This is a genomic window from Legionella wadsworthii DSM 21896 = ATCC 33877 (assembly GCF_000701265.1).
GTDB lineage: Bacteria > Pseudomonadota > Gammaproteobacteria > Legionellales > Legionellaceae > Legionella > Legionella wadsworthii.
The window spans coordinates 74,939-95,271 of sequence record NZ_JNIA01000023.1 but is presented as its reverse complement, the minus strand read 5'-3'; the positions used below and the strand labels follow the sequence as shown (position 1 = coordinate 95,271).

The following is a 20,333-nucleotide window of genomic DNA, read 5'->3' as shown; positions in this document are numbered from 1 at the left end:
CCCCTGAAAGTACATGAACAATCCTATAACCATTTTATATCGACTGTTGTCATAGAATAATTTCTTACTTTTACTATAAATAATGATCAATTAATAAAAAAACAAACAATAACATCAAGTACACTATTGAAAATCGGAATGTTTGCATTGCTACCACAGGCTTTTCGGTACGGTACAGTTTGTGCGCCCAAAATAAAAATCGCGCACCTAATACGAGTGCCCCAATTAAATAAAACAAACCACTCATTCCTATCACAAAAGGCAATACACTCACGACTAACAATAAAATGGTGTATAAATATACATTCAATTTAGTATAAGCTATCCCATGGGTTACCGGGAGCATGGGGATTTGAGCATGTTGATATTCTTCGTAGCGGTAAATAGCTAGAGCCCAAAAATGAGGCGGTGTCCAGATAAATATAATCAATACAAGTAATAAAGCCTGCGGATCCAATTGATTTGTCACAGCAGTCCAACCCAGCAATGGAGGAGCTGCTCCTGCTAATCCACCTATCACAATATTTTGTGAAGTCGCCCTTTTTAAATAACCTGTATAAATTCCTGCGTATCCTATTAATGTAATAAATGTGAGAATTGCTGTTAATGGATTAACGAAAATGACCAAAACAGACAACCCCAAAAAACCCATAACTAAAGCAAACCCTAATGCCTGACTTACAGAAACTTGCCCACTGGCAACCGGTCTTTTTTTAGTTCTGGCCATAATGGCATCGATTCGTTTATCTACTAAATGATTTATTGCAGCAGCACTACCCGCGCATAATCCAATGCCAAATAAAGAAAATAATAATAAGGGGATGCTCACCCATCCTGGTGTTGCCAGATACATTCCAACGACCACTGTCAATAGCATCAGTAAAACGACACGAGGTTTACAAAGCTCAAGATAATCACGCCAAGCAGCTGGCGGAGTTTGAACAGCAGTATCAGTGCGCATTATTGTGCTCCTTGCGCAGGAAATGGAGCGTACCAAACAACGTTGCCAACAATAAAGCGGCAACGCCATTATGTGCCACAGCAACACTTATAGGGAGTAAATAAACTACATTCAATACTCCTAAAGTAAATTGAATGATTATCAAACACAATATAACTGCAGCTGCGCTCCTGAGATAATTAAAACGACTTCTTATCAAGATGAATAATGAGAGCGCTAAAAGATAAGCAGCCGTTATGATAGCTCCCAATCGATGGATGAATTGTATGGTGACTCTAACTTCATGGTCTAGCACCCCACCTTGATAGTTAGCCCCTACCGGTGAAAATAAGTTAAATCCTTTTGCAAAATGTAACTCAGGGAACCATACCCCATTGCAAGTAGGGAATCCAATGCAAGAGATACCTGCATAATTTGAGCTTACCCATCCACCTAAAGCGATTTGCAGGAAAAGGATAAACAATCCAGCATAAAACCACGGACGCCATCTGTCCATATCCTGTCCATTCAAAGTACTAATTTGTAGGCGGAATCGTGTTAAACAAGCCACAATGAGCATACCTCCTAAAAGGTGCCCCATGACGACGACAGGTAATAATTTCAAGGTAACGGTCCACATACCCAAAGCAGCTTGGAACAAAACCAATATGAAAAGTACTGCAGGCCAATGCCAAGGTAATTTATTGCCTTGTAACCGTTTGCGCAGTGTATAAAAACCAATGAAAAAAATTAATAAAGCCAAGGTACCAGCAACGTAACGATGAACCATCTCTGTCCATGCTTTTCTGGATTCAATAGGAATTTGCGGGTAATGGGTTTGAGCGGACTTCAATTTTTCCCCAGCGCTTGGAAGCACCATTTGCCCATAACAGCCAGGCCAGTCAGGGCAGCCTAAGCCCGCATCAGTCAAGCGCGTATAAGCACCTAACATCACTACAAATAAAGACAGTAGCATGGCAAAGGATACTACATGGCGTAATAAATTTTTCTGCATTGACTATTCACTCTTATTTTCAGTTGTATTGAGTAATAACTTCAAATCCTTATAGACATCTTCAGGATTAGCTTTAGATGCATAACTGAGAATTAAAAACTTACTGGGATCAGCAATAAATATTTTGGAATCAGAAAATAAATTATGTTTCTCATTCATTTCCGCTGTTGGTAATTTCACGACTTTAAAATCTATTTCCTTTAAAAGAGATTGTTGCTCTGCTGATAAAGAAGGCGCTTCATCACTTAGAAGAAGCCATTGGTCAACCTGGTATAATTTACGTCCTAATGCCAGACGTATACGGGCTAAGACATCCAGCTGTTTCATACAAGCTTGATCACAGGCGCTTGGACTCCAATAAATAATACCCCATTTGGATTTTCCCTCCAAAGCATGAAGCCTGACAGGTGGTTGAAGCAAATCCCCTTTATTGACTCGAGCAGTTCCTAGCCATGAAGGATGCTGATAAAACAGATAAGCAGCGATTCCAGGGGCAGCAAATAGTACAACCAAAACCACTAAAATATAATATTTACTGACTTGTTTTTTCATTTTTTTTCTTCAGATTTAATGCAACAAATATAATTAATACGACCAATGCCATTAAAAACCACTGCAGCGCATATGCTAAATGACGCTGAGGAGGCATGGATACCGTCTCCCATTCCCGCACAAATCCATTTGAATCTTGTTTGTCGAGGCGAATAATAAACGGAGAGACCGACTTTTGCAAAATTTTGCTTATCAATTGATCATCTATCCGTTCTATAATGGTAACGTTAACTCCTTTTTCTTCAAAAGCAGGACCCAAAACCCATTGTTTTTTGCTTGGGAAGTACGCAGAACCCTCGAGTTCCAGCACCCCTGAAGGACTTTTTATATTGGGTAGTACACGACGCGTTAATTCACCGGGAACCCAGCCTCTATCAATTAAAATAATTGAGCCATCAGAAAGTGCCAAAGGAGACAGGACATTATATCCAAATTGGTGTTTTTGATGCTGATTATCCAGAAAAAAAACTTGGGGTAAATACTTCCCCTTTACCTCGACGCGCTCGTATTGCAAAGGCAGATTTTTCGTTGGTGTCCATACAACTGCATCTTGTTTTTCCTGGACTTTTTGAGCCGCAATCATTTCCGTTTTTTCATCAGCCCGCTGGATTTGCCAAAAACCAAGACGCATAAAAAATAAAAAAAATACCAAAGTTAAAAATAACATGGTCCAACTTGGGGTGAAACGGAATTTAAAACAGGTTAAACTAGGCATCTTTTTGTTCAAATATTAGTTATAATCCATAGAAGCAGCAGTAGAAACCAATTGCGAAAAACTGAAGGCTCAATTTTAAGAAATTTTTAAATTTTTTTCATTCATTGTAGTACTGCTTACAATTTTATGAATAAAATCAAAGGGACTCAATCTTCAGCTATCTAAGTTTACTCATTGGAGTGCGCTGTTTTCTGGGTTAATTCAACGGCAATTTCGGGAGTATAACAAATGATCACTAAAATTATCATCATCTGCGTTATGATTATCATTGCCGGATCTTTAGCAAGCGGCCTTATATTTCTTATTCGGGACTCAGGTAATTCGAAAAGAACTGTCAAAGCGTTGACCATAAGAATAAGTATTTCGGTTAGTTTATTTATATTTTTATTAATTGCTTTTAAACTGGGTTTAATTAAACCTCATGGTATTTAATTTAAAGGATAAGTATATGCGAATATTGTTCATCAGTTTTCTATTTCTATGTAATTGCCTTTACGCTGACTCCATAAAAAATTACATGAACATTGCTGAGAATATTCCACGAATGGAGATTAAAGCTGATCCTCAAGCACAAGCCTGGGCTCGTTCAGCGCGCCATGTTTTAACGATAACTTGTGAAAGTATTGCTGAAACAATGATTCAGGCCAATGAAATAGCGAAAACTCATGGAAATCCAGCGTTCTGCTTGCCCGTCGGGGTGCAGCTTAATGCATTTACCCTATGTGAATTAATTCAACAGACTTATAAGGAATTTTCAAGTCAACAAAGCGATAAAGACTCCATGACTGTCTCACAGGTCGCCTGGCTGGGCGCAAGTAAACATTATCCATGCCCTCAAAACACTGCATCTAAAAATGAAATGGCGCATGTTTCTGCGGCGTTAGGCCAACCTCAATCAGAATCCAAACTGGAAGTAAAATGATCCTGGATCTACCCTTGATCCAGGATCAGGTGAGATTAACTATTGACTAAATTCTTCAAAAGCCTCTAAAGCTTCAGCGGCATACATTAAAGATGGACCGCCCCCCATATAGACAGCCATCCCTAATGTTTCTAAGAATTCTTCACGGCTCGTTTTCAATTTTATTAAAGTTTGCGCGTGAAACCCAATACATCCCTCACATTGCTTGGCGACAGCCAACGCCATAGCAATTAATTCTTTTGTTTTTTTATCTAAAGCACCCTCTTTAGTTGCTGCTTTGGACAATGCTGAAAATCCAGCCATGACTTCTGGCATTTCTTTCTGCATTTTAGCTAATTGAGTATTGATATCTTTAGTAACCCTAGAAAATTTATCTGACATAAAAAGCTCCTTTTTGAACACCATTTTCACTCATTTACTTTGATTTATTGATAAGGCAAGCAAATGATGAACAGTTGAGTCGAAGTAATGTAATGTATGACGCTCGTAAACGCCTCAAAGACTGTTTAATTTAACTCAATTAACGAACACTTTCTTCCTTTTGTATTTGAGTTGAAGTACAGCAAAACGAAAATAAACAGCAGTTCTTAAATTTACCTTATAAATTTCTTGAGAAAAAGATTAATCATTAAGAAACAGCACGATTAAATGTTTCTTGCGCTAAAGTTAAACGACGTTCCACTTCGCCTAATTCAGCTTTCAAATGCAAAATTGCATTTGCATCCGGAGAGTCTTTGAGGTGTTTTAATGCCTTGATCATGGCTTGCTGTTGTTGGGACAAAGTCTTGATTTCAAGCTCAAGATCATTGATCCATTGTTGGCGTGTACTCAATGTCTTGATACCAAAATAAACTTTTTCCCTCGGTTTATTTTTTCCTTGATGCATCTGGCATAAAGTGACCAGCACATGTACCTTTCGCCTTATTCGGTCCGCCAGATAAAGGGCACTTCCTTTATTTTGCTGTTTGGATAATGCATCAATGTCGGCTTTAATCTCTGCAATGCAGGCAGCACTGGTTGAATCCGTATCCAAGCGAAATAATCCTCTAGGCAACTGCTGGCATGAAAAAAAAGAGCCGAGCTGGCTAATTTTCCATTCCAATTCGGGCAATCGTTCTCTTAAATCGCTCAGCAGCTCTCTGGATTCTGAGGGTATATTCATGTTCTAACCTGTTCCGATCCTTAATCCTAGGGGACTATACATTTTAATCGGGTAGGGCTTCCAAAACAGGCCTCTTTTCTTGAACCCAAGAGCTGATGAATGGTGGTAAACACATCAAAACCAATCCAATAATTAATGTCAGTTCATAACGAACCAGACTACCTACATTAATTCCCTCCGGAGGAATAAAACTCACTGCTAAAGTAGCACAGACGCCGATAATTCCTACACCTGCAACAAATAGCATACCGGCTATTCCACCAGGGATTTTGAACGGTCGATGATGATTTGGCTCTGAAATCCGTAATTTAATCGCAGCTGCAAACATAATGAAATACATCAACATATACAATTGGGCAGCTAAAGCGGTTAATAACCAATAAGAACCATTTACACTCGGCATAAATAAGAATAAGGCTGACAAGATAGTAACAATACTTGCCTGAGTATAAAGCATGACGACCGGAGCTCCTTTCCGGTTAGTAAGCTGGAAATAATCTGGTAAATTGCCATCTTCAGCAGCCACCAATAATCCCTTAGTGGGTGCGATTATCCAGTTACTTACGCCCCCCAGACCACCCAGTACAAGCATAACAGCGACTACGGGCATCATCCATTTCATGTGATAACTGGAGAAAAATGCTTCGAATGCTTGCATAATTCCTGCGACTAAATTGATGTCCTTCCCAGGTAACACAATTGCAATAGCTAGAGAGCCAAGAATTAGAGTACTTAAAATAATTCCTACTGAATAGATTAAAACCTTGGGAAATGCATGTTGTGGATTGTTGACATCATTCGCATGAACAGTCGCAATTTCAATCCCACAAAAAGACATGATAATTGCCGTAAGGGAAACCCACATAGATCTATCGGATAAATGCGGTACCACACTGGGAATATCAAACTGAATTTGCAAAGGATTACCCTGTGTAATCCACACAACACCCAGTCCTATAATTAATGACATGGGCAGCAACAAACCAGCAAGGGAACACAGATTACTGAATACAGCTGAGGATTTCATTCCACGCAAATTCAATATTGTAGCTCCCCAAAAGGAACTGACAATGATTGACCAAAGGAAATATGGATTACTTGTTAAGGCTGGATTGATTAAATAACCTATTGTTCCTGCGACAAAAGATAATATTGTGGGATACCAAATCACATTTTCTATCCATTGCAGCCAAATGGCTAAAAAACCTGCTTTTTTACCAAAAGCTTGTTTGACCCAGATATAAATTCCACCTTGTTTGGCCCATCCTGATGCAAGCTCTGCGGAAACCAAGGCGGTAGGGATTAGAAAAAAAAGAGCACCTAAAACAAAGTAAAAAATTAACTGACTACCAAATAAGGCGGTAGCAGGTAAGTTACGTATACTATCTACAGACCCAACAGTTATCATAGTGAGACTGAAAATCGTTAGTGAATGTTTTTTCTCGATCATCGCATTCCTTCAGTGCAGTTTAGGCTTGCAGAAGCTACATTATATAGAAAATTGCTTAAGAAACCCTTAATAATAGGACAATAGATAAACAAAATGTTCCTTAATTTGGTTTATCAGCCTGTTAAGTTTTACCTTGCACTGTAAAATAGCATGATTTAATCTGAAAATCTCTGCCTTTTTTGCCGTCTTTATGCACAAAATCAATTTGAATTAGTTGGAAATGCCATCAGCTAAGATCTTATTTTTTTAAAATATCAGCAGTTCCCTCGCCCCAATATTTGTACTTCTCTTATTACTCATGCAGCTCACATAAAAAAGATTTAAATCATATTTATAGAATATATTTGCTAAACTTATACCATGGGTTTAATCTTGAGCTTTCCTTTTGGTAAGTCATTCCTAACTTATCTTTATGGGATAACAGGACCGAACAGTTTCATATCATAGCCTCTCTATGCTATAGTTTTTATTTTTTTCGAGCAACTTATCATGTTTGAAACCTTAACCGAACGTTTGACCCGCACCTTTAAAAATTTACGGGGGCAGGGTCGCTTAACTGAAGAGAATGTACAACACGCACTACGTGAAGTCAGGCTTTCACTGCTTGAAGCAGACGTTGCCTTGCCTGTCATTAAAGAATTCATCGAACACGTCAAACAAAATGCCCTGGGGAAAGAAGTCTTAACTGAATTAAACCCCGACCAAGCCTTTGTCAAAATTGTTCATGATGAATTAATTCGTATTATGGGTGATGAGCGTGCTGAACTTAATTTTAAAACACAACCCCCTGCAGTATTTCTTATGGCTGGATTGCAAGGCTCTGGTAAAACAACCAGTACTGCAAAACTGGCCCGTTATTTAAAAGAATCGGAAAATAAAAAGGTCATGGTCGCGAGTGTCGACGTTTATCGACCTGCAGCAATTCAACAGCTTAAAGTTCTAGCAGAGCAAATTGATGTGGCTTTTGTCCCTGCTGAGACCAATGAGCAGCCCATTGCAATTGCAAAAAAAGCGCTTGATAGTGCAAAAAAACAGTACATGGACGTTTTGCTGATTGATACAGCAGGTCGTTTGCATATCGACACTGAAATGATGGATGAAATTAAAGCCTTACATAAAGAATTGCTTCCAATTGAAACTTTATTTGTAGTAGACAGCATGACAGGGCAAGATGCTGCAAATACCGCTAAAGCTTTTCATGAAGCATTGCCATTAACAGGTGTTATTTTAACTAAAACTGATGGTGATGCTCGCGGTGGCGCCGCTTTATCCGTAAAGCAAATCACAGGACAACCCATTAAATTTATTGGAAGTGGGGAAAAAGTAGATGCGCTAGAACCATTTCATCCGGAACGGATTGCTTCAAGAATTCTTGGTATGGGTGATATTCTTACCCTCATTGAAGAAGTCGAAAGAAAAGCAGACAAACAAGCCAGCGAGAAATTAGCTAAAAAATTAAAAAAAGGAAAAGGCTTTGATCTGGAAGATTTCAAGCAACAACTCCTGCAAATGAATAATATGGGTGGTATTGCTGGAATGATGAGTAAACTACCTGGCGTAAGCCAAATGATGCCTCAGCAAGCCATGAAACAGGTGAGTGATAAAGCGATGTCTCAAACCGTTGCAATCATTAACTCCATGACCCCGAAGGAACGCCGTATACCTAAAATTATTGTGGGTTCTCGTAAAAAACGTATTGCTATGGGTTCAGGTACCCAAATACAAGATGTGAATAAATTATTAAAGCAATTTGAACAAATGCAAAAAATGATGAAAAAATTTACCAAACCTGGTGGAATGCAAAAAATGATGCGTGGAATTGGGGGAATTGCGGGATTAAAGGGTTTATTGCCGGATGATTTTAAATAATTCACAATAATACTTCACATGCTCAATTTATTTTCGTACAATACACGGCATTTTTACGTAACCACTCTAAAGTAGAGGAAAACAATGGTCGTTATACGTTTATCAAGAGGTGGCGCTAAAAAGCGTCCGTTTTATCATATGGTCGTTACTGACAGCCGCAAGCGTCGCGATGGCAGCTACATTGAGCGTATAGGTTATTTTAATCCTATAGCACGCGGGCAAGAAGTACGTTTGCACATTGATGCTGAAAAATTAAGCCACTGGCAAAAAGTAGGCGCGCAACTATCTGATCGCGTTAATGCTTTAGTTAAAGAATTTAACAAGAAAGGCGAAGCTGCTTAATAACGTGAATAATCTGGAAAACTGGATAGTAATTGCCCGTTTTGGTCGGCCTCATGGTGTAAAAGGTTTTGTTACGGTTCATTCGTTTACAGAGCCTCGAGATAATGTTCTAAAGTATGTAGATTGGCATGCCTTTATTCATAATAAATGGCAGCCCATTAAATTATTACATGCAGAAGTACAAAACAAATCCATCATAGTCCAAATTGAAGGATATTCTGATCGCGAATTGGCTGCTCACCTTACTAATATAGAAATTGCAGTACAACGAGAGCAATTAAAAAAGCTGGAGCCTGGTGAGTATTACTGGCATCAACTGATAGGTATGAATGTGATTAACCAAAAAGGGGAAGCTTTTGGGAGAGTCGCTGAAATAATACCCACAGGATCAAATGATGTACTGGTTGTAATGGGTAATAAAAAACATTTAATACCTTATTTACCTGGCCAATTTATATTAGATATTGATACCAGCCAGCAGATAATCACTGTTGACTGGGAGCTGGATTTTTAAGTGATGCTTCATCTTGGAGTGATCAGCTTAATTCCTGAAATCCTTAATGCATTAAATTATGGTATTACGGGTCGAGCAATTGAGCAGGAATTAGTAAAAATTGATTGCTGGAATCCCAGAGATTGGGCTTCCAGGCCCTACAGGCAAGTTGATGATAAGCCTTACGGAGGCGGGCCTGGCATGGTGATGATGTATGAGCCCTTAAAAGGGGCAATTATGCAGGCACGAAGTCAAATGCCAAGTCATTGTAAAACGATTTACCTAAGCCCCCAGGGAAAGGTAATTCGTCAAAATGACTTAAATAAAGTAGTAAATGACAAACAACCCCTGCTTTTTGTTGCCGGGCGTTATGAAGGAATTGATGAGCGTATTCTTCAACAAGAAGTAGATGAAGAGTGGTCTCTCGGAGATTTTGTTTTAAGTGGTGGAGAACTGGCTGCTTCAGTATTTATTGATGCAATTGTTCGTTTGATACCGGGTAGCTTAGGGCATCTTGGTTCAGCAGAACAAGATTCATTTATGAATGGTTTACTGGATTGCCCACACTATACCCGACCAGCAACTGTGGATGGGTTAGAGGTACCTTTTGTTTTATTAGGTGGTAATCACAGAGATATTGAACTGTGGCGAAGGAAGCAATCTCTGGGTAAAACCTGGCTTAAGCGTCCAGATTTACTTGAAAAAATACAGTTAAGTGAAACAGACAAGCAATTGCTTGCTGAGTTTAAGTATGAACACGGTGATTCCTAAAAGGATGAACCTATTTGAGGAGTAGTCATGACTAATATTATTGACCAACTGAATGCGGAACAGATGCAAGGCAAGGAAATTCCTGAATTCAATTCTGGTGATACTGTTTTGGTTCAAGTGAAAGTAATTGAAGGTAACCGTGAGCGTTTGCAAGCTTTTGAAGGTATTGTTATTGCCAAACGCAATCGTGGTTTGAACTCTGCATTTACTGTACGTAAAATTTCCCATGGTGTTGGTGTGGAGCGTGTATTCCAAACCTACAGTCCAATTGTTGACAGTATTACTGTAAAAAGACGTGGTGATGTACGTCGCGCTAAACTTTACTATCTGCGCAATTTAGCTGGCCGCGCAGCACGTATTAAAGAAAAATTGGCTACTAAAAAAGCAGATTAATTTCGTTTTAATATTTCCAATCCCCGTACTTGCGGGGATTTTTTTTGCCTCACCCTTTTCAACCAAATCTCCATTAATCGAGAGTCTTTCTAAAAATTAAAGTTCCCAAAATGATAATACAAAAAGTGAATAAAATAATGGGCCAGACATCAGGCCATAAGATGCTGAAATCAGCTCCCTTCAACATAATGTTGCGTGAAATTCGGATAAAATGCGTTAAGGGCAGAACTTGACCGATATATTGTGCCCAAATGGGCATGCCGGTAAAGGGAAAGAGGAATCCTGAAGTCATCACTGCCACAAGGATACAAGCACTAATTGCTGCAACAGCTTGAAATTGCGTTTTTGCAAATGCTGAGATAACCAGTCCCAGAGAGAGGTTGCTGATAGAATAGAAGGCCATAATAAATATGTAAAGAAAAATACTTCCATAAAAGGGAACTGAAAAAACAAAAAGTGAAATCATGAGTAATACAAATAAAATAAAATATCCTGCAAAAAAGTGAGGAATTACTTTACCAAAGATAATATTCATCGGGCTAAGCGGTGTAATTAATAGAGTTTCGAAAGTCCCAAATTCATATTCTGATGTAATCGACATCGCGGTAAGAAGCGTTAATGTTGTGAAAATTAATACAGAGATAAGCCCTGGAACAGTATTATATTGTGAGATACCTTCAGGATTAAATTTAGCATGAATGTCAAAAACAAAAGGAGGTCGTCCAGACGCTAAATAATTTAAAGAACCATGTAAATCACGGTCAAATACTTTGGAGGGTAATTCGGATGCTGCTCGAAAAGCATTTGAGATGGAGATGGGATCGGATGCATCTGCTTCAATTAATACCAAAGGTTTTTTCCCCCGAATTAAATCTCTTGAAAAATTAGGAGGAATGTTAATCACAAAAAGCCCTTTTCCACTAAGTAATAACTTTTCCCCTTCTTTTTCAGAGGATACAACAGAATTCATCGTAAAATAGCCGGTGTTTTTAAATCCCTCAAGTATAGAGCGAGTAAATGAACTCTCCTCAGAAGAAATCACCGCGGTTGGTAAATTTTTAGGATTCGTGTTAATCATGAATCCGAATAAAAGTATTTGCAGTACAGGAATTAAAAATAACAATAAAAAAGTGGAACCATTACGTTTGATTTGAATAAATTCTTTTTTAGCTACTGACAAAACCCGCCAAAGTTCAATTTTTATCATTCATAACCTCTGAGCACCAAATGTTGCCAGCCAAACAAAAGCGTCTTCCAATGTAGAGTCTATTTCTTTACCCTGAAAATATTTATTATTGATGTAGGGCTGAACTGCCTCAGATAAATCGTCATGATTTTTACCGCTCACATGTAAGGTATTATGAAATCTTAATACTTGATCGACACCTTCTGTTGCCTCCAATTGATGGGCCAACATTGCCAAGTTGGTTCCCTTAATAGCCCAGGTTTTCAAATTTACGGTTCTTAAAATGTCTTCTATCGTTCCAGACATCAAAGTACGTCCGTAATACATATATGCAATCTTGTCACATTTGTCTACTTCATCCAGGTTATGTGAACTTAATAGAATTGTAATTCCTTCTCTTGATAGCTGGTGCATCAACTCCCAAAATTCACGCCTGGCTTTGGGGTCGATATTCGCTGTGGGCTCATCCAATAACAACAATAAAGGATCGTGCAATAAAGATACCGCGAGTGAAAGCCGCTGTTTCCAGCCGCCAGACAGTGTCCCTGCTATTTGATTTTTATATTTGAACAAATCAAATTTGTGCAGATACTTCTCTATCTGATTCCTTCTATCAAGTACGCCATATATTTCTGCAAAAAAAAGCATATTTTCATATACAGTAAGATCTTTATATAGACCAAAATTCTGCGACATATAACCGACTAATGATTTAATCTGTCGAGAAGCAGTAAGAATATCATAGCCTACACATTGACCTTCTCCAGAATCAGGAGTTATCAACCCGCATAGCATTCTTATTGAAGTCGTTTTCCCTGCTCCATTAGGACCGATAAAACCGAAAATATCTCCATATTCCACTTGCAGTTCAAGATCTTTAACGGCTCGGTTTTTATTGAATCGCTTCGTCAGGTGTCTCACATCAATAATATAATTGCTTTTGTCCATAAAAATTCCTACGAAAATACTTAGTCAGACGCCTATTTGTTTTTTTTAAATTGAGAAGTCACCCGTTGCAACAATGAGGGGTACCCTTCGACTTTAAACATTTCATTAACTACTTTGGCTTCCATAACCAATACTTCACTATCACACATCGCATAGGCACTTTCATTTCTTTTTTTATTGCTTAAGAATTCACTGCAACCAAACATTTGGTTGACTCCAACGGAAGTTGGACTGTTTTCTTTTGAATGATCAAGATGTATGGCTCCATTGAGAAGATAATAACAAGTATCTGCTTCATCTCCTTTTCGATACAAAAATGTTCCTGCGGGTATTTTTACATTGCGTGCGGTTTTCACCATGGTTTGTATTTTTTCATGGGAGAAAGTTTGAAAGGTGTGGTGTGCCCGAATGAATTGTATTAAAAGAAATTCTTCGCTTAATTTTTTCAAATAAGGATATCGTATATTCGGGTCTTTTAAAAATTGCAAAAAATCATAGAGAGTAATTTTATATAGTTGCATCTCGGTAAGCGCTCGCACCGAATTGGTATGAAGCCCCGTACTTGATGCAAAACCTTCTGAAGAAAGCCCTATAATATTCCCTTCTTTCAATTCCGCAATTCGCATCTCTCTATGTTTTGCCATGGTATAGACTGTTCTAATGACTTCTGCTTTCCCAGAAACGATAAGGGAAATACTGTCTATAGGATCTCCGTCTACTACAGCAAAATGGCCGGCTTGTATACACTCAGGCTGAGCACATTCCATTAATTGGTGCGCACTTTTATTGTCAAGAAGACAAAATAATGGATGGTTTAAAATATATTGTTCTAAATGTTGGCTGCTCATATCTATCCACCTTTAAAATAGGATGGTTGCGTTGCATCATTAATCCAAAGTTCTTCTAAAGAGTAAAATGGAAAATAAAATAATGAATACTGTAAACAGGATGATGGGCCAGAAATCCGGCCATAAAATATCAAAACCCGCTCCCTTTAACATGCTATTTCGAGTAATTCTAAGAAAATGAGTTAATGGAAGCAGCTGGCTAAAATATTGTGCCCAAGGTGGAATACCATTGAATGGGAATAAAAATCCTGAAATTAAAGTTGCTATTAAAATGTAAGCATTTGATAAACTTACTGCAGTAAATTGAGACTTAGTTAAAGCAGAAATAGCCAATCCCGTACCTATATTTGAAACTGTATAGGGAGCTAACAACATCAGGTACAGGGGTAAACTGCCATAGAATGGAATGGAAAAAATAAAAAGGGCTATTGCTAAAAGTATAAAGAACAATAAAAAAGCCAAGATAAAATGAGGTATTACTTTTCCAAAGATAATATTTGCAGGGGTCAACGGAGTAATTAATAAAGTCTCAAATGTACCACGTTCAAATTCAGCATTGATGGATACTGCAGTGAGCACAGTAAATGTTGCAAAAATTAAATAAGCAATTAAACCAGGAATTGTATTGTATTGCGGAATATTTTCCGGATTGTATTTTGCTTGAATCTCAAAATCGAAGGGCACCTCCATTTTACCAGTATTCAAGTATTCTAAAGCACCCTGAAAATCATGTTCAAACACCTTCACTGGAAGTTCTGATGCAGCACGAAATGCATTGGAGACAGTCAAGGGGTCAGAAGCATCTGCTTCAATTAAGACATGGGGGTACTCCTCTCGAATAAGACTCCGGGAAAAATTAGGAGGGATGGTAATTACAAATAAAGAGTCACCACTAAGTAAGGCTCGCTCGGCTGCTTTCTCATCCTGAGTTACTGAATTGATAGAAAAATAATGAGTATTTTTTAATCCCATTAATAAACTTCGAGTAAACGGTGTGTCTTCTGTGGAGATAATAGTTGTCGGCAAATACTTTGGATCGGTATTAATAATAAATCCAAACAAAAGAATCTGTATTGCGGGAGCGAACAAAAGCCATAAAAAAACAACTTTATCTCTTCGGATTTGAATAAATTCTTTTTTTGCAATAGCCCAAATTCGAAGAAGTTTGTCTTCTAGCATTATTTTCCCTAATTTCAAATAGAACCCCTTCCTTTCTACTTCAACATTGACTAAAGCAACTAAGGGAAGAAATCATCATGAACAATAGCGATTACTGTTCTGATAAGAATTCAATACGCGTATCCTAACTTATTTATGACTGTACTGACAATTATTGATTCTAATGAAAACATTATATTTACCTTTTGGATCAGATGCTTTATCGTTATTTTCGGATAGAATTATTAATCATGTATCAGAGGGATTCTTTTAATTGAACAATGGAACAATATGCTATATATCTATCTAAGATGGCTAATTTTTTTCATCACGTGCCTACCAATGCTTGGTTGTAAAAAAGAAAACAATTTTCTCCAGGGCTATGTCGATGCAGATTATACTTATATTTCCAGTACCTCTTCGGGTAATTTAATCAGTTTGGATATTACAAAAGGTACATTGGTAAAGAAAGGCGATCTTCTATTTACGCTTGATGTGCAACCACAAGAATCGATGCTTAAAAAAGCCCAGGCAAATTTGACGCAGGCTACAGTTCTTAAAAATTTAAAACAAACCAATCTCGATTATCAAAATAATTTGTTAAAAAGATATCAAAAATTAATGGCATCGGGTGGAGTCAGTAGAGAGCAATTAGAAGAAGTAAAAAATACCTATCAACACGCCAAAAACGAGTTCATTGCACAAGAGGCCGTTGTCCAATCTTCAAAGGCAGAATTGGCACAAGCCCAATGGAGTACTTCAAATAAAAAAGTATACGCATCCATTTCAGGATATATCTATGACACCTATTTCACTGTAGGCGAATTGGTCGGTAAAGAGCGTCCCGTTTTATCGATTATCGCTCCTGAAAACCTTAAAGTCATTTTTTATGTACCAGAGCCTTTACTAGCAAAACTTAAATTAAAGGATCAGGTGATGATTCATTGTGATGGTTGCAAAGATATTTATCCTGCAACAATAAGTTATATTTCAGCAAAAACTGAATATACACCTCCTTACATCTTTAGCGAAACCTCACGAACAAAATTTGTTTACCGCATTGAAGCCCAACCCGCGAGAACGGCATTTAAATATTTACACCCAGGACAACCGGTCAGTATTCGTTTCAATCATGATTCAAGACCAATATAAGAATGAATTGTTCAGGCTGCCTACCCAATATGGTGATAAATGGAACTGATTATAAGAACTATACAGATCTCAATATTTTGTACTTTGTTTCTCCTTACGGGATGTAAGGTTGGACCAAATTTTAACTCTCCGGATGCGCCAAAAACCGTTCGTTACAATAAAGAACCTGTGGTCACAAAAACGGTAAGTTCTCCTAATCCTGCTGGACACTCCCAGCACTTCAACTACAGTCATGATATTTCGAGTTCTTGGTGGAAGCTTTTTCATTCCAAAGAATTAAATGCACTGATTGAGCAAGGATTAAAAAACAATCCTACTGTAGAGATGAGCAAAGCCAATTTACGAAAAGCATACGCCAATTTACGTTTCGTTGCAGGTCCTAAATTATTTCCTACAGTCAATTCCCAATTTTTTGCCAGCAGAGAGCGGAATACGTTACTTGCAACAGGAATCAATATTACACCGCTGCCCGGACAAAAGCTCCCATTTTCAATCAAGAATCAATTTGATTTATATAATGCTTCGGTGAGTGTCTCTTATAGCTTGGATTTATTTGGCGGCACTCAAAGACAAGTCGAAGCTTTGCGTGCTGAGATTGAATATGAGCGGTTTGAATTAGAAGCAGCCTATTTAACTTTGACAGGGAATATAGTTACCACAAGCATTATGATAGCCTCGCTTCAAGATCAGTTAAAGACAACCCATGATTTAATTCATTGCCAACAAAAATTATTGGCAATGGCTAACCGTCACTATCATTTAGGACATATTACTCGCCTGGATGTTTTGAATCGCGATAATCGTTTGAAGCAAACATTATCGACTTTACCTTCAATAAAAAATAATTTAGGAAGAAAATATAATGCCCTTGCTGTGCTTATTGGATCTTTACCCAGCGAGAGCATGCTCTCCCATTTTAATTTGAGAAGTTTTCATCTACCAACCGACTTACCTGTAAGTTTGCCCTCGGTGCTGGTAAAACAACGCCCAGATATACGCAGTGCCGAAGCGATATTACATAAAGCCAGTGCAGAAATAGGTGTGGCGACCGCAGATTTATTCCCCAAATTAAATTTATTGGCCAATTATGGATGGTTTTCTACAACGTTAAGTAATTTATTTAATCCAATGAATAATGTATGGAGCTATGGTGCGCAAATTGCTCAAACCCTTTTTAAAGGAGGGGCTTTACTGGCTAAAAGGAAAATGGCTATTGCTGAATTTGAGTACGCCTGTGCCAAATATAAAAAGGTCGTACTTGAAGCATTTCTGGATGTAGCTGATGTGCTGCATGCACTTGAATTTGACGCAGAACTTCTACAGGCGCAAACAAGTATAGAAAATAACCTCTATGCCCAATTTAGGCTTATCTCCAATCAATATCAGTTGGGTAAAGTAAATCGTTTATCCGTCTTAAGCGCAAAAGAGGCGTATTTGAATGCGCATTTGAACGTAATACAAGCAGAAGCAGCGCGTTTTAGTGATACTGCAGCCCTTTTTCAAGCCTTGGGCGGAGGATGGTGGAATATCCCTGGAACAAGTTAGTTTCACTAATTCTAAGAGAATCATACCACTTACCTTTTGTAACTCAGCTATAATTTGATTCTAGATTCTTTGTGTCACATTATTTGAAAAAGGCTCCCAATGAAAACAATTGCATGGATTACTGGCGCTGCCTCAGGTATAGGAGAGGCTGTTGCTGATGAAATGTTTGCTAACGGTTATCAGTTGATCTTGTCTGACTGGAATGAAACAGCATTAAAGAAAGTTGCCAAAAGGACTCAAGCAGATATTTTTCTATTTGATGTAACAAATAGAGAAGAAAATTTAAATGCAGCCAAGCAAATAAAGTTAAAATATGGATATATTGATTTAGTTTTTCTAAACGTTGGTAAGTATCAAGCACTCGATGTAACCCATTTTGACAGCTCGATTGTTGATGACATTGTAAAAACAAATTTTTTAAGTACCGTTTACGGTGTCGAGGCTGCCCTTCCTCTTCTACGCGAGAGTAAAAATCCACATCTTGTGGGAATGAGTAGTGCGATTTCAAACATTTGCTTGCCAAGAACAGAAGCTTATGGAGCAAGCAAGGCTGCAATTCGTACCTTTTTTCAGGGACTAAGGCTTGAACTGTCAGTAGAAAACATCAGGGTCTCCACCATTTTGCCAACTTTCATCAACACACCTTTAACTGAAAAACTGAAGCTTCCCCCTTCTCTTCTTTACGATAAAACAAAAGCAGCTAAAAAAATACTTAAGGGTATTGAACGTAAAAAAGCTGAAATAAACATACCTCCTATTTTAGTTTTTATCTCAGGACTATTAAAACATCTCCCAGATAAGTTGATTATATTTTTAATAAAAAAATTTAGTTGAGCCTATTTTACCCTTTACGTATTCTCGCAAGGTTTAAAGATTCAAGTCTTTTAATATAAAACCAGCCCAGATCAAACTCATCTTTTCGAAAAGAAAACTGCGCGCTTGCAGGGTTGGCATGATGATTATTATGCAATTCTTCACCACAGGCAAAAACGCCCCATCGAGTCACATTTTTAGAAGTATTATCGACTGCAAAATTCGTGTAACCTTTAGCATGAGCAATGCCATTCACATAAAAAGTTGCAATAAATGTCTCCAAAATCATTTGAAGACTCCAGACAGGCACGGCCCAAACACCAATGGCAAGAAATTGCAAAAGCAAAAAAACAAAAGGTCCCTTATTCGAATATTTTTCATAAAGATTTTTTTCTAAAAAATCATTATCTCGAATGTCATTGAAATTGCGTACCATTTCATTGTCTTTGGATAAATGAGTAATTTCGATACCATAAAAAAACATATTTTTAAGCCCAAAAACTACAGGAGAATGGGGATCTTTTTCGGTATCGGTATATTTATGGTGAAGATGATGAACAGCCACCCATCTCCTTCTGGATATCCCTGTTGTTAACCACATCCAAAATCTAAAAAAATGAGTGACGTAGGGATGAAATCTTACTGCTCTATGGGACTCTCCCCGATGTAGGTAAATCGTCATGATAATTTCAGTTAAGTGTAAAGAACAGACAAAGAACATAGAAATATATATCCAGTTTACTCCTAAAAGGCCTTCTCTTAATGCTGGATATTTAAGGGCTAACGTCCAGGTAAGTCCCAATACTATAACAGATAGAATAATCGATTCTATTAAAGCTGAATTTGATTTTTTCATAACAAACACCTATATATAACGCGGATGGACATACCTAACTTAAAGAGTATTTTCATTAAGTATTTTGAGATGATATTTAGAAAACACATCAATACAGCGGCAATTCACAACGTAATTGTTCATTAACCCTCCTTCGAAATATAATTCAACATAAATATAAATTATCGATTTAAAAACCAACCATCTTGTCATTCACTAAGTTACCTCTTTACCTATTTTCCCCATGTTTTTTTTCTTTAATTCCAATGGAACCCTGCTAATATCATGGATGATATGCATCTTCTCCAAAAGACATAACAAATAGTATGTAATGTCTATTTGCCACCAGCGAAACCCTTGACTCGTAGATCGAGGATAATAGTGATGATTATTGTGCCAACCCTCCCCCATTGTCAGTAATGCGAGAAACAAATTGTTACGGCTTTTATCTTCGGTTTGAAAAGTTCGCGTTCCCCAAAGGTGTGACATTGAATTAATGGAAAAAGTAGCATGAAATAAAGCAACAGTGGAAATCACAAAGCCCCAAATGACTAATTGCATTCCACTGGTATGTAAGCTGGGATAATATGCTTGCAAGTAGGAGCCGATAAGGAACAAGATCAACATCAAACTAAGGGGTACCACATTGTCGTGTCGATTTAACCATATTAATTCAGGATATTTGGCAAAATCACCAATTGATTTGTAATCCGTCTTGAAATTATCTGAGTAAAAAATCCATCCCACATGACTCCATAGCAAACCGTGTTGTATTGGAGAATGCGGATCTTGTTCTTTTTCAGTAAAGCGATGATGAATCCGATGATGCGCTGCCCACCATAGCGGACCCCGTTGCATGGCAGAATTCCCTACGACGGCAAAAACAAATTGCCAAAAACGATTCATCTTAAATGTCTTATGAGAGAAATAACGATGATAAAATCCTGTTATCGCGAACATTCTAAGATAAAAAAGTAATATGGCAGTAAAAACAGCAGTAAAACTCCATTCTACCCATAATACTGCCAGACATCCTATATGAAAGAGTATAAAAATTGCAGCACGCACCCAGTGTATTGTTCCTTCTTTTATGTTTTTTGCTTTTAAATCAGTATCAAACCATCCCTTTATTGAAATTGTTAAGGAATTTAAATTCATTGTTACCTCATTAAAATTGAAAATAATTACTTATAAAAATTTTCAGTAGAAGAATAGTAGGTAGGG

General features: G+C 37.7%; 23 protein-coding genes. 10 read left to right on the top strand and 13 right to left on the bottom strand.

What is annotated here, in order from left to right; translation table 11 throughout:
• Nucleotides 1-73: 73 nt before the first annotated feature.
• Genes cyoE through BU07_RS0102675 form a run of 4 tightly spaced genes read right to left on the bottom strand, consistent with a single transcriptional unit; the run spans nucleotide 74 to nucleotide 3,222 of the window.
• Entirely contained in the window at nucleotides 74-961 is an 888-nt protein-coding gene (cyoE, locus tag BU07_RS0102690) for a heme o synthase (protein WP_031563458.1), read from the bottom strand.
• A complete protein-coding gene (locus BU07_RS0102685) occupies nucleotides 951-1,955 on the bottom strand; it encodes a COX15/CtaA family protein (RefSeq protein ID WP_031563456.1) in 1,005 nt (334 codons plus the stop codon). Before BU07_RS0102685 ends, cyoE begins: the two co-directional genes overlap by 11 nt.
• Before the next feature lie 3 nt (nucleotides 1,956-1,958).
• A complete protein-coding gene (locus BU07_RS0102680; RefSeq protein WP_031563454.1) occupies nucleotides 1,959-2,507 on the bottom strand; it encodes a hypothetical protein in 549 nt (182 codons plus the stop codon).
• A complete protein-coding gene (locus BU07_RS0102675) occupies nucleotides 2,488-3,222 on the bottom strand; it encodes an SURF1 family protein (protein WP_031563453.1) in 735 nt (244 codons plus the stop codon). The genes BU07_RS0102680 and BU07_RS0102675 overlap by 20 nt, the downstream gene beginning before the upstream one ends.
• Before the next feature lie 228 nt (nucleotides 3,223-3,450).
• On the opposite strand from BU07_RS0102675, the gene BU07_RS0102670 reads away from it, so the two are divergent.
• Nucleotides 3,451-3,654, top strand: coding sequence for a twin transmembrane helix small protein (locus tag BU07_RS0102670; protein ID WP_031563451.1), 204 nt, complete (start codon nucleotides 3,451-3,453; stop codon nucleotides 3,652-3,654).
• Nucleotides 3,655-3,670: 16 nt separating this feature from the next.
• Nucleotides 3,671-4,144: a hypothetical protein gene (locus tag BU07_RS0102665; protein WP_031563449.1), complete on the top strand. Its 474-nt coding sequence runs from the start codon at nucleotides 3,671-3,673 to the stop codon at nucleotides 4,142-4,144.
• 39 nt (nucleotides 4,145-4,183) lie between these two features.
• Here the strand turns inward: BU07_RS0102665 and BU07_RS0102660 are convergent, their stop codons facing one another.
• The 3 genes from BU07_RS0102660 to BU07_RS0102650 all read right to left on the bottom strand — a co-directional run bounded on the left by BU07_RS0102660 (nucleotide 4,184) and on the right by BU07_RS0102650 (nucleotide 6,756).
• The gene (locus BU07_RS0102660) at nucleotides 4,184-4,525 is read right to left on the bottom strand and encodes a carboxymuconolactone decarboxylase family protein (RefSeq protein WP_031563446.1); all 342 of its coding nucleotides are present in this window, start codon (nucleotides 4,523-4,525) and stop codon (nucleotides 4,184-4,186) included.
• Between the two features lie 247 nt (nucleotides 4,526-4,772).
• On the bottom strand, nucleotides 4,773-5,306 hold the full coding sequence (locus tag BU07_RS0102655) for a hypothetical protein (RefSeq protein ID WP_031563444.1): 534 nt from the start codon (nucleotides 5,304-5,306) through the stop codon (nucleotides 4,773-4,775).
• 43 nt (nucleotides 5,307-5,349) lie between these two features.
• The gene (locus tag BU07_RS0102650) at nucleotides 5,350-6,756 is read right to left on the bottom strand and encodes an APC family permease (RefSeq protein ID WP_031563442.1); all 1,407 of its coding nucleotides are present in this window, start codon (nucleotides 6,754-6,756) and stop codon (nucleotides 5,350-5,352) included.
• A gap of 489 nt (nucleotides 6,757-7,245) precedes the next feature.
• On the opposite strand from BU07_RS0102650, the gene ffh reads away from it, so the two are divergent.
• From ffh to rplS, 5 genes are all read left to right on the top strand, one after another.
• Nucleotides 7,246-8,625 carry a signal recognition particle protein gene (ffh, locus tag BU07_RS0102645; protein WP_031563440.1) on the top strand — a complete coding sequence of 460 codons (1,380 nt, stop codon included), beginning with the start codon at nucleotides 7,246-7,248 and terminating at the stop codon, nucleotides 8,623-8,625.
• Nucleotides 8,626-8,709: 84 nt separating this feature from the next.
• On the top strand, nucleotides 8,710-8,967 hold the full coding sequence (rpsP, locus tag BU07_RS0102640; RefSeq protein WP_031563438.1) for a 30S ribosomal protein S16: 258 nt from the start codon (nucleotides 8,710-8,712) through the stop codon (nucleotides 8,965-8,967).
• A gap of 4 nt (nucleotides 8,968-8,971) precedes the next feature.
• Complete coding sequence (gene rimM / locus BU07_RS0102635; RefSeq protein ID WP_031563435.1) at nucleotides 8,972-9,481, top strand: ribosome maturation factor RimM; 510 nt, start codon at nucleotides 8,972-8,974, stop codon at nucleotides 9,479-9,481.
• A complete protein-coding gene (trmD, locus tag BU07_RS0102630; RefSeq protein ID WP_031563433.1) occupies nucleotides 9,482-10,231 on the top strand; it encodes a tRNA (guanosine(37)-N1)-methyltransferase TrmD in 750 nt (249 codons plus the stop codon).
• A 27-nt stretch (nucleotides 10,232-10,258) separates the two neighbouring features.
• Entirely contained in the window at nucleotides 10,259-10,624 is a 366-nt protein-coding gene (gene rplS / locus BU07_RS0102625; RefSeq protein WP_031563431.1) for a 50S ribosomal protein L19, read from the top strand.
• A 73-nt stretch (nucleotides 10,625-10,697) separates the two neighbouring features.
• On the opposite strand, the gene BU07_RS0102620 is transcribed toward rplS, so the two are convergent.
• Genes BU07_RS0102620 through BU07_RS0102605 form a run of 4 tightly spaced genes read right to left on the bottom strand, consistent with a single transcriptional unit; the run spans nucleotide 10,698 to nucleotide 14,785 of the window.
• Nucleotides 10,698-11,831: an ABC transporter permease gene (locus BU07_RS0102620; RefSeq protein ID WP_031563429.1), complete on the bottom strand. Its 1,134-nt coding sequence runs from the start codon at nucleotides 11,829-11,831 to the stop codon at nucleotides 10,698-10,700.
• Nucleotides 11,832-12,758: an ABC transporter ATP-binding protein gene (locus tag BU07_RS0102615; RefSeq protein ID WP_031563427.1), complete on the bottom strand. Its 927-nt coding sequence runs from the start codon at nucleotides 12,756-12,758 to the stop codon at nucleotides 11,832-11,834.
• A 32-nt stretch (nucleotides 12,759-12,790) separates the two neighbouring features.
• Entirely contained in the window at nucleotides 12,791-13,606 is an 816-nt protein-coding gene (locus tag BU07_RS0102610) for a Crp/Fnr family transcriptional regulator (RefSeq protein ID WP_031563425.1), read from the bottom strand.
• Nucleotides 13,607-13,645: 39 nt separating this feature from the next.
• Nucleotides 13,646-14,785 carry an ABC transporter permease gene (locus BU07_RS0102605; RefSeq protein ID WP_031563422.1) on the bottom strand — a complete coding sequence of 380 codons (1,140 nt, stop codon included), beginning with the start codon at nucleotides 14,783-14,785 and terminating at the stop codon, nucleotides 13,646-13,648.
• A 321-nt stretch (nucleotides 14,786-15,106) separates the two neighbouring features.
• Here BU07_RS0102605 and BU07_RS0102600 point away from each other — a divergent pair, with 321 nt between their 5' ends.
• The 3 genes from BU07_RS0102600 (at nucleotide 15,107) to BU07_RS0102590 (ending at nucleotide 18,295) form a co-directional block, all read left to right on the top strand.
• Nucleotides 15,107-15,916 (top strand): HlyD family secretion protein, encoded by an 810-nt coding sequence (locus BU07_RS0102600; RefSeq protein WP_242601882.1) that lies wholly within the window; start codon nucleotides 15,107-15,109, stop codon nucleotides 15,914-15,916.
• A 39-nt stretch (nucleotides 15,917-15,955) separates the two neighbouring features.
• Nucleotides 15,956-17,461 (top strand): efflux transporter outer membrane subunit, encoded by a 1,506-nt coding sequence (locus BU07_RS0102595; protein WP_031563417.1) that lies wholly within the window; start codon nucleotides 15,956-15,958, stop codon nucleotides 17,459-17,461.
• 99 nt (nucleotides 17,462-17,560) lie between these two features.
• The gene (locus BU07_RS0102590; RefSeq protein ID WP_031563415.1) at nucleotides 17,561-18,295 is read left to right on the top strand and encodes an SDR family NAD(P)-dependent oxidoreductase; all 735 of its coding nucleotides are present in this window, start codon (nucleotides 17,561-17,563) and stop codon (nucleotides 18,293-18,295) included.
• A gap of 7 nt (nucleotides 18,296-18,302) precedes the next feature.
• Here the strand turns inward: BU07_RS0102590 and BU07_RS0102585 are convergent, their stop codons facing one another.
• Both BU07_RS0102585 and BU07_RS0102580 read right to left on the bottom strand, forming a co-directional pair.
• Nucleotides 18,303-19,130: an acyl-CoA desaturase gene (locus BU07_RS0102585; RefSeq protein ID WP_031563413.1), complete on the bottom strand. Its 828-nt coding sequence runs from the start codon at nucleotides 19,128-19,130 to the stop codon at nucleotides 18,303-18,305.
• Nucleotides 19,131-19,325: 195 nt separating this feature from the next.
• Nucleotides 19,326-20,267, bottom strand: a complete 942-nt coding sequence (locus BU07_RS0102580; RefSeq protein ID WP_031563411.1) for an acyl-CoA desaturase — start codon at nucleotides 20,265-20,267, stop codon at nucleotides 19,326-19,328.
• Between the last annotated feature and the right edge of the window lie 66 nt (nucleotides 20,268-20,333).